Source organism: Stagnihabitans sp. (genome assembly GCF_964946895.1).
Window position 1 is genome coordinate 1 of record NZ_CBBQHX010000073.1, and the last position, 9,775, is coordinate 9,775.

Annotated in this window: 7 protein-coding genes and 1 pseudogene; all 8 read right to left on the reverse strand. The window is 58.9% G+C overall.

The window, feature by feature from the left end; all coding sequences use genetic code 11:
* Positions 1-679: 679 nt before the first annotated feature.
* Positions 680-1,789 carry a hypothetical protein gene (locus AC1Y2B_RS22800; protein WP_482255424.1) on the reverse strand — a complete coding sequence of 370 codons (1,110 nt, stop codon included), beginning with the start codon at positions 1,787-1,789 and terminating at the stop codon, positions 680-682.
* Positions 1,790-1,986: 197 nt separating this feature from the next.
* Positions 1,987-2,151 (reverse strand): hypothetical protein, encoded by a 165-nt coding sequence (locus tag AC1Y2B_RS22805; protein ID WP_482255425.1) that lies wholly within the window; start codon positions 2,149-2,151, stop codon positions 1,987-1,989.
* Positions 2,152-2,536: 385 nt separating this feature from the next.
* Positions 2,537-3,010, reverse strand: a complete 474-nt coding sequence (locus AC1Y2B_RS22810; protein WP_482255426.1) for a hypothetical protein — start codon at positions 3,008-3,010, stop codon at positions 2,537-2,539.
* Positions 3,011-3,109: 99 nt separating this feature from the next.
* Positions 3,110-5,296: a ParB/RepB/Spo0J family partition protein gene (locus AC1Y2B_RS22815; RefSeq protein ID WP_482255427.1), complete on the reverse strand. Its 2,187-nt coding sequence runs from the start codon at positions 5,294-5,296 to the stop codon at positions 3,110-3,112.
* 80 nt (positions 5,297-5,376) lie between these two features.
* The gene (repC, locus tag AC1Y2B_RS22820) at positions 5,377-6,609 is read right to left on the reverse strand and encodes a plasmid replication protein RepC (RefSeq protein ID WP_482255428.1); all 1,233 of its coding nucleotides are present in this window, start codon (positions 6,607-6,609) and stop codon (positions 5,377-5,379) included.
* Positions 6,610-6,759: 150 nt separating this feature from the next.
* Positions 6,760-7,755: a plasmid partitioning protein RepB gene (repB, locus tag AC1Y2B_RS22825; RefSeq protein WP_482255429.1), complete on the reverse strand. Its 996-nt coding sequence runs from the start codon at positions 7,753-7,755 to the stop codon at positions 6,760-6,762.
* 2 nt (positions 7,756-7,757) lie between these two features.
* The gene (gene repA / locus AC1Y2B_RS22830) at positions 7,758-8,954 is read right to left on the reverse strand and encodes a plasmid partitioning protein RepA (protein WP_482255430.1); all 1,197 of its coding nucleotides are present in this window, start codon (positions 8,952-8,954) and stop codon (positions 7,758-7,760) included.
* A 425-nt stretch (positions 8,955-9,379) separates the two neighbouring features.
* Positions 9,380-9,775: pseudogene (locus AC1Y2B_RS22835) on the reverse strand (recombinase family protein); the annotation flags it as partial.

Here is a 9,775-nt window from a genome sequence, read left to right on the forward strand (position 1 = left end):
AAGACCCGGCAAAAGCCTGTCGGGAGACGTCTGCACGGCTGGGCCAAAGGGCCGGCCGGAAACCCCCGAGGGGCCGGGGTGGAGCGGGCAGGACGCTTCGCGGCCAACACGGCCCGGCCAAGAGCGGGGTTGCGGGCAGGAAACCGAACAGGCTTAGGGGATTGTCAGTCGAAGGGAAGGTGCCTCAGCCGGAGCACGGGGGGAGAGACCCAAGCAGACAAGTTCAGCCGACATCATCCGGCAATGTCAGGCCCAGGGAGAACCATCCCGAGAAGGGAGAGTTAGGTCTCTACGCCCACACATGCCCCCTGCCCCCACCGTCAGGCTACCGCCCTACCCCGCGCCGAGACTGCGGGGCCGCTGGAACACCGAGCAGCACCTGAACACCGGATTTCAATCTAAAGGCAGGGGCGCCGATAGAACTGCCGAATGGGCAAGAGGTTCAGATCTGTGGCCGGCCTCACCACGGAAGACCAATGCGCGGCGGTGTTGCATACGACGACCAGAGACCATCGCTGCGAAGGACGACAGCGTCACTGACTGGAACGGGCCTCGGCCATCCAAGCGTCGACAATTGCGACGAGGTATGGTTCTGAAAGCCGATCGGTCACATGTCAGGCGGCGGACCCACAGTGGCGGATTTCAGTCTAGGCCAGAAATCGGATCTGGAACGAGTTGCTCAATCTGACCCGGACGGCGGGTTCGCCCGACCGGAGAAATGGATAGCCTCAGGTCTTGGGCCCATGACACGCGTCGGCAGACCAGGGTCTGGCGTGTGTCCGCGGTGGTGGCCTTTGATCAACACGACTTTGCCGCTGCGGTAGTGGCGCTCATGTTCGGTCACCCAATGACGAACCGGCCCGGTGCGTTCCTCATGCGAGAGGCGCTCAAACTCCTGACGAGCCGCCCTTTCCCGCAAGTGCGCGATAGCCTGCGGGCCGATCCTGATGGTCAGATGCGATTTCTGGGCACCCAGAATCCAGGACTTCCCGAACTTCCGGGCCGTCTTTGCCTCCTTGGGAGTAAGGGTCTCGGATTCGGAAGGAATGATGCCGCCGAGGTCCGGCGAAACCAACATTGCGAACAGCGCACAAGGAATGAACACATCCGACCCTGTGTTGATTAAGTGAATGGTTCGCCTTGCTTCGAGCTTCTGCTCGGAGTCCCCGGTTCGGACACGAAAATCGATCATCGACTGGTTGAATTCGAACTTCACATCCTCATAGTCCAGCTGACCTGAATCCGTTCGATTGAGCCGCATGAAACTCATCGGGTCCATGACCCTGGCCCCTTCGGGTCGGGCGAACATCGTTATTCGCAGATGGTCTTCTTGACGATTGTCGATGAGGAAGCCGTTCAATCCGGAACCTCTAGGGCCATCGTCGTGAAGCGTCGACGGCGCGCGCCGCTCGAAACGGGCGATACCCAAAGCCCGACAATCGAACTCAACCCACGTTACCTTTGCGGGGAACTGAATATCGCCGAGGTAGGACATCGCTTGAGTCCCGGTCCCCACAGCGCGATCCTGCAAGGTATCATGCAAGGTGTCTGCGTAGTTCGCTGCCAGATGGTCGAGCAGATAGACCTTGGCCTGCATCATCGCGTCCAATGCATATCGGCGAAATCGCGTCAGGTCATCCGATGGGACCAAGTGCCACACCATGTCATCTTGCAGAGACGACCGGCCGGCCAGAGAAGCGCCATAAGTGGCGATCAGATCCTTGTAGAGCAACTTCGGGGTCCCTTCCCAATCGAAGGGTACTATTCCCGGAGGTTGCAGGGCGATCAACCTGATTTCCTCGAATATCGCCCCCGAATGGTCGAACAAATTGGCTGTCGCGGTTTTGCGCGATCTGCCTGTTCTGAGAAAGAGGCCCTGCCGAGTTCGTCTTGGCACCTTTTGCCTGTCGGCCACAGTGGCTGACAGAAGAAGGGCTCGGTAGGCGTGATAACGCCACCCGAGCCTTTGCAGAGCAACCGTGGGCCTCAAGCCCACGGATCGTGCTCTGCCACGATGACCACTTCGTCGCCGTCGATTTCATCGGCGGGGACGGCGCCATAGGACCCATCCCCGGCCTCGAAGACCACGATGGCGACCATCAGCGTGGCGGCGAGGCTGGCGGCGTAGGCGTGTGCATCTTTGCGGGACATCTTTTCGGCTCCTGTCTTTGAGGCGGAGGACCATCCCCCGCGCGACAGGACCCCGAAGGCCCGAGACGGTCTGACATCACCGGGTGCGTTCGGCTTGCTCGAATCCGCCCGGCGGCACGGGCTTGCCCCGTAGTCCGAGCCCTCGCGGCTTGATCTCGAAGACCGGCCTCGGGCCAAGGAAGGGACTGGCGAGCGGGGGATGGGGCTCGAGCCACAGGAGCCGATGGACCCGCTGATGCACACCCCGCCAGACTGCTGCCAGGATGATAATCCGGACAGACGAGACGGGGATGGGGCCCATGGCGCCCTGCCCCTTTTTTGGGGGACAGAGTCATCTTGGGAGATCGCCGCCATTGGGCGGGCCTCAGGCTTCTGTCGTAAAGGCTCAGGCGGCGAGGTTCGCCTCCCCTGCCCTGCCGCCACCGCTGGCGCCGACCACTTCCAGCCTTGCATTGCGATACCCTTCTCTGGCGATCCAGAGCTCTGCCGCCGTTTCGTTGGCGGCAAGGTGCAGGAGCTCGGTCGCCCCGCCGAAATCGAGGAGGATCTTGACCTGACCCGGCTGCGGCACCTCGACGACGTCGAAGGTCAGGGCACTGTCGGCTGAATGGCTTCGCATGATGGTGACGAGGATGACCCCATCGGAAGAGAAGTTGCCTTCGTGAAGCGTGAAGGAGGCCGGAGCGGTCCAGGTCGGATAAGGCCTAGGCGGTTCCTTCTTCACAAGACGGCCGATTCCATTGGAGCGCTCCCAAGCGGCAAGCTTCTTGGTGAAGCGCGCAGGCGGTTTGCGACTGCCGTCGGTGTAACGGATCAGGGCACCCAGAGGTGCTGTGTCGATAATGGTCGTTGCGGACATGATTCCTCATCCTGAGCGCGAAGATTTTCGCTCATATCATTGATATTGTTGTGTTTTGTGTGACATGAGGGCGGGTTTCCCCGCCCTCGGGGGCAAATGTCACTCGGCAGCGATCATCTGTGCCGGATCGGTGGGCAAATCGGCGACGAGGAAGGCCGGAAGGTCGACCGTGTCCGAGGACATGTCCTCTTCCTCCGGCGCAATCCCAAAATCGTCGCCCTGCCCTTCCAATGTTTCACCCTGAAGTGCCACGAGGTCCGCCCGGCGCAGCACCTCCGGCAGCCAGCCGGTGCCCTTGAGCAAGCGCTCGGCCTCGACAGCCATGTCGCCCTTCTTCAGGTGGTCGATGAGCTGGGCCGCGCCCTCACCCTTCGCCTCGCGCACGGCTTCGATGATCCGGGCTTTCGGCACTCGGGAGAGATACGCCTCCGCCGTCGGTTCCCATCCCGCCTCGACCATGTCGAGATCCACTGCCTTGGCCAACATGTCGGCGTGTTTCATCCGGCGCGTGAGACCAGAAGCCGAGATGCCCGCGCCATAGGGGTTCACCCGTTCATGCAGCGCATTGACGCCGAAGCTCAGGCAGTGGGCGAGAAGCGCGAGGCGACTGGCCTGGTCCAGCGCCGACAGCCGCTCCCAAAGCGCAGCGTCATCGCCCAAGGGCAATTCTGCCTCCCAGTCAGCATGACGTGCATCGATGGCCTCAGCCACTGTGCTGTCCTTCAGCTCCGGGGCCTGGGCCGTCATATACACCTGCCGCACCGAGGCTTCGAGGCATGAGCCGGTGGCGGACGAGCTGCGGAACGTGTCGGTCACCAGCTTCAGCAGAAGCAGGGTCAGGGCGACGTCTGGCGAGCGGCCCACGGCTTCGCGAAGCGCCAGCGTCCGATGGGCGGTGAGCTCCATCACCAGACGTTCCGAGAGCGGCTTCAGCACCCCGTCGTCGTCATCTTCGGAGGTCGTCACAATCGGCTGACCGCCCGAGGTGATCACGGCCGACCCGGCACCGTCGACATAAGACCGCGTTGGCTCCGATCCCGTGAGCTGGGGATCGCCGCCCTGCCCCGCCGCGTTGTCGGCATCCGGCCCTTGGATCGGGGCTTCATCCTCCGGGCGAACGAAACCGCGGTGGACGACCAGTTGGCCATCACGATCAAAGGTCACGAAAACCCCCGCCCGCGCGATCTCCGCCGGATCGAAGATCATCGGACGCGCTTCAAGAGCCTCCATGGCCTCAGCGAGTTCCGCGAGGCGCGCGTCGATGTCTTCGGGGATCTCGTCCGACTCCGACCACTCGGCATCCAGGGCACGATATTTCGACAGCAGCTTGGTATGCTCCACCGTCTCGGCTTCCGACATCGCAGCGGCTTCGCCATGAACGCGGCGCAAACCATGGCTGAAGCCATAGGGCAGGTCGGGCGCGACCTCGATCCATTTCCAGCCCTCCGAGACCAGGGCCTGCGCCTCCGCCCCGAGCTTCTCAGCGGCGAGGCGATCGAGCAAGGCGGGATCTTCCAACCAACCACCGTCATCGCCCTGGAAAAGGTCACGGGCCACGATCCCGCCTGCGGCCTCATAGGCCTCGATACCGACGAAGATCGCCCGACGGTCGGTAGCCCGTACGGAGGTTTCGGTCAGCATGCGGCGGATCGAATAGGGCTCCTTATTCCAGGAATTCTTGATCGCATCCCAGACCTGCGCTTGCCGTGCATGATCACCGGAAACAGTGAAGGCCATCAGCTGCTCCAGCGTCATGCCATCAGAAGCGTAGACATCCAGTAGGGCAGGGGCCACGGACGCCAAACGCAGGCGTTGCTTGACCAAAGTGGGACTGATGAAGAACGCCGCTGCGATAGCCTCTTCTCGCTGGCCTTTGGCAGCCATATCTGCAAACGCCCGGAACTGGTCGAGCGGATGCAAGGCTACCCGCTGCATGTTCTCTGCAAGGGAGTCGTCCTCCGCCAGGATCGAGGAAGTTGCATCGCGGACAATGCAGGGGATCGGTGCATTCTTTGCGAGCCGCTTCTGTTTGACCAACAAAGATAGGGCCTGAAATCGACGCCCGCCGGCCGGAATTTCAAATCGACCCGTCTCGGCGCCATTTTCGTCGAGCACAGGCCGGACATTGAGGCTTTGCAACAAACCACGGCGCGCGATGTCTTCCGCCAGTTCCTCGATCGAAATACCAGCCTTGATGCGGCGAACGTTGGATTGGCTCAGTACGAGCTTTTCGAAGGGAATGTCACGCGAGGGTGACAGGGTGATTTTCTGAACAGCTTGACCCATCTGGTTTCTCCACAACGGGCGTCGGGAGCCACTCTCCCAACTTCATTTCCCGTCACCCTCACACCCTCCAAACTCCACCTCTAGATGGGTGTTGAACATTGGTTTCCGGCCGGAAACCGGTTCGTTGCTGTCAGCGATCTGAACATCCGCGCAAGGTTCAAGCTGGATTGAGACGCCTTCGTGATAAGTGTGTTTAGGTATCGGCTCGGTTCCTTGATGCGTGCGAAGGCTTCCACAATCCCAAGGATTGCCAAGCATGTGCCACGTTCTCCTAGAGCTTCTCTTGTTCTAAGCAACTGTCCTGTCTGTACACCGATTGCCGGTGCTAGTTGGTTGGTGAGTTTTGCCACGTCCGTCCAGGTCTTGGGCGGAGCCTGAGCGAATTCCATAGCCGATCGCGCTAGTTCTATGCATTCTTCGAGTGTGACATCGGTTGTTTCGGCGTGCCTTTCGATTTTTTGGTTTGTCTTGGCCACAGTAGTCTCTTCAATATATTCTTTGTTTGAACTCTGAATGTGTCGGTCATTTTGACCGAGGCTGTCGGTCAAATCAGTTGATTGCTTATGTATTTCAATCACTTCCGGCAGAGCGGAAATGCAACTGTTCGCAGCCTTTATCGCGGCTTCAAGCGTTGCGACATCCGTCTTCCGGCGGAGCATCTTCTGCAGAGCTTCAACATGAAGGTCATCGGATTCCGTCCGGAAACCGGCCTCGGCAAGCTTGTAGAGACGGTCGCGCAAGAGTGCTTTCAGTACTTTAGTTTGCAGATCCGTCGCTCGCTGTTCCTCGCCGATTGCACGTATGCGGTTCAGGTTGTCGCGCAACGGGCTCAGGTCAAACCCGTAGCTCAGCACGGGTTCGCCCTGCATGCCTCTGACCACATAGCGTTTCCGATTGGGGCTTTGGTGCCGAACGATAAGGCCGACTTCGCAAAGATGGGCCAGCCTACGGCGAAGAGTGCGTTCGTCTATGCCGTCGCAGCGCGCTTGCAGTGACGCGTTCGAGGCATAGACCATCAACTTCTCGTTCCATTTGCTTGGAAGGATGAAGGTCAGTAGCCCACGCAACACGGTGATGTCGCGGTCCCTGAGGCCGAGGGACTCCATGGCTGATTGTACAGCATTCAACGCAGCCCACCTGTTGTCGGGCGAGGCTGCTTGATGAAAGTTCTTTGACTTTGTGATGGTGATCTGGTGCATTGCTTTGCCACACAGATTGGTCAGGGCGGTCGTTCGAAAGTGTCCGGGGAATGCACCTGTCAGGTTGTGCACCTGAAAGCAGGGCACATTTTGCCGAATTTGGGCAAATCTCATCGGTTCACCGCCAAAGCGATGTTGCAGTCGAATCAGCCCTGAGCTAGAGTTTCGCTGTACAGAGAGCGAGAATAGGGTTGGCGCCCTATCTAGCGCAGGGCCTCTCGGGAACTTTCTCGGGAGGCCTTTTCCTTTCTGTCTTGTGCTCCTTTACTGCTGCTCGGATTTCTTTTGGGCATCATGAAGCGCCTTCAGCGCCTCATTCGGGTGATCAGCGATCCATCTATGCAGGTCCGCTGAGCTTTTGCTTTCGATCGTGATCAGCACTGTTTTCGGGCTGACCTTGACTGCTCCCAATTCGGAGACTGTCTGTCTGGTCTTTAGCGCTGTCGCAGTGCGCTGCGATGTACCCTCGGTCCTGCGGCGCAACAGGGCTTCAAGGAAGGCGAACCGTTCGTCGCTCGCCACACCGCGCTTTGTCGCATTGGCGATTTCGGCGGCCAGGTTTGATTGGTTTCCGGGCGGAAACCCTTTCTTTTCAAGCTGCTGAGAGATTTCATACCATCGATCACGGCCTGTCTTGGGAGCCGGACCAATTGCTTCAATCAGATCAGAGGATATCCGAGCCGTGACCTGTCTCATGCGTGACAGACCAGTGAGCTTGTCGCCTTCCTTGCGCGCCTTCTGATCGATGTTCAAAGCATCACAGACAAGCTGATCGGCCTTGCCGGCATCAAGCAGCTGCTTTGCAAAGACAGCCTTTTCGATCCAGGAAAGATCCTTCCGGAACGAGTTTTCCTGGCCTTGCGCAATGACTGCCTGATCCTCGTCCAGATCTCGGACCAGTGCTTTCGCTGTCATTCCGAGGTGCCGCAAAGCCGCCAGACGACGGCGGCCGTATACGATCCGGAAGCGCCCTCCTGGCATGGGGCTAACGAGAATTGGAATGAGTTGGCCCTGGGTACGGATGCTTTCAGCCAGTTCAATCACTTCGTCATCGTCAGCCCGAATTCGGTCTTTGAACTGGGAGTCATCGATCAACCGGGTGTCGATTTCCCGGATGGCCGCCGCAGCGGCGGCTTGCAGTGACTTTGCCATCCCGGATAGGGAAGGGGCCCGCGACGCCGGTTCCGCGTGGGCAGAGGTGTCGGGCTTTGCTTCTTTGTGATCTTCATCGGAGACGTCGAACTGGATTTTGCGTGCCATTTCTAGGTTTCCTTCCGGCCCCAAGCGGCCTGAATGAGCTGTTCGATCTCCTCCCCCACGCCATTTATGGACTCGATTGCTCGGTCATAGGTTTGGCGGGTGAAGTCAGTCCGGCTAACCTCGTAAAGCGTCTGTTGGGTAAGACCTGCGTCCGAGACTGCCGAGGATTTCAGAAAAGTGCGGGTCAGAACATCGTCCCCAAACATGGTGCGCAGGAATGCAGCCATCTGAGTCTGTGGCCCGTCGTTCGGTTCAAACCGAGTGATCAGGAACTTCATGAAGTCCCAGTTCGGCGTCGCACCGACTTCGGCAATGGTCGCCATGAGGCTTGAGGCAAGCTGCAGGAACTGCGCCATTGAGGCAACGTCCAGCATGCTTGGCACGACGGTGACGATCATGCCGGTTGATGCCACCAACGCAGATAGAGTGATAAACCCAAGCTGAGGTGGGCAGTCGATCACGACAATGTCGTAGTCGGCTTCGACCTCGGCAATGCAGAGGGCCAGTCGCTGGTAGAATGGCGGCTGAATGTTGTTGTGCAGTGCATGCGCGGTTTCAGTCTCGAACTCGGACAAGATGAGCCCGGCAGGCGCAAGATCCAGGTTATGGAAATAGGTCTTTCGAACGACCTCCCGGAATGAAACCGGGTCATCGTACCGGATGGCATCGTAGACCGTACCGGTTTCAGAAAACTCGATCTCGGGTCGGAAGCCGAACATTGTCGTCAAACTCGCCTGCGGGTCCATGTCGATCGCCAACACGCGATATCCGTCGAGTGCGAATTTTTGCGCAAGATGGATCGCAGTCGTTGTCTTGCCCGCGCCACCTTTGAAGTTTGCCACGGAAAGGATCTGAATGCGTTCGCCTGATCGGCGGGCGGGCACCAAGTACTGGAACTTCTTGGCACGGCTGTCCTGCGCAATCGCATGTCGTGCTAAGTCGACTTGTTGTGCTGTGTACCACCTGCGACCGCGGCTGTCGGTCTCCACTTCCAGGTCGATTTTGTCATTGAAGAACTGCTTGCGCAAATGGTCCAAGGACACGCCAATGAGTTCTGCAGCCTCCGCGGCGTTGAAGTGGCGCAGTTCCTTCGTGTTGTCTGGCAGGAAAGACTTCCGCATGTTCGAGTCGAGTGACCGGCTCAAGCGGGTCGCCATCGCCTGGATTTTCTGATCGATTCTTATTGCCTGATCGTTCATTGACGTGCCCTGTGCCCGTGTTTCGGGTCTATTTTCTCTGTGAACGCTAAAACGCGATTAGTGGCGTTTGCGCGTTCTTCTGAAGAAATGACAGGAAGGTGATCTTATGACAAGTTTTTTCTTACTCAAGATGTAGAGCCAACGCCGTTGCCGGACACAACATGCACATCGGAAGTATGACGCTGCTGATCTAAGGCACTGGTAACGAACAGTTTTCGGAATTGAGGTCTTCCCAGGACGTCGGCCGTTGTTCCGTCCCTTGGTTCAGTCGCTGATGCCATTACGTGAATTAGGGTCAGTGTGCGCCGAATCGTCCATTGGTTTTGGCTCACCCCATAAGGTCTTGTCATTACCCTGTGTTGTGACGCCGTCGAGAACGTTCTCGATCCATGCAGATCTTCCATCCGTTGGGAGATTTGCATGGATCATGGGCTTTGCGTTAGCAATCCCAGTCCTTGTGCTCGCTCGAGTAGCATCTTGACCGAGGAAGGCTGCCACTTGGTTCGACCGCGTGGCGTACGCTCGCGCATGTTCTCCAGCCGGTCGCAAATGGCTTGCAGGGTGATCTCTGGGTCGGCCCCCTTGATCGCCGCAATGATGGCGGGAAGTCGGTCATCTTTCGAAGCGCGCACGGCACGGTGAAGGAGGGCTTCCGGCAGCAGACCTTCCTTCACAAACGTCTTTGTCGCCCTGATCAACCGGGCTTGTGTCCATGGCTGTGATTCCTTGGGAAGGCCAGAGTTGACCACCCGAAGGACGTCTTCCCACGGCATGTCTGGTCGAAGCCGTCGGACATCTGGCACCCATTCTGCGGCTGTGCC

What these genes read in the sequence shown, in the direction of transcription:
- repB (WP_482255429.1), bottom strand. Translation starts at nt 7,755, where the DNA reads ATGGCACGCAAAATCCAGTTCGACGTCTCCGATGAAGATCACAAAGAA.
- repC (WP_482255428.1), bottom strand. Translation starts at nt 6,609, where the DNA reads ATGAGATTTGCCCAAATTCGGCAAAATGTGCCCTGCTTTCAGGTGCAC.
- AC1Y2B_RS22810 (WP_482255426.1), bottom strand. Translation starts at nt 3,010, where the DNA reads ATGTCCGCAACGACCATTATCGACACAGCACCTCTGGGTGCCCTGATC.
- repA (WP_482255430.1), bottom strand. Translation starts at nt 8,954, where the DNA reads ATGAACGATCAGGCAATAAGAATCGATCAGAAAATCCAGGCGATGGCG.
- AC1Y2B_RS22805 (WP_482255425.1), bottom strand. Translation starts at nt 2,151, where the DNA reads ATGTCCCGCAAAGATGCACACGCCTACGCCGCCAGCCTCGCCGCCACG.
- AC1Y2B_RS22815 (WP_482255427.1), bottom strand. Translation starts at nt 5,296, where the DNA reads ATGGGTCAAGCTGTTCAGAAAATCACCCTGTCACCCTCGCGTGACATT.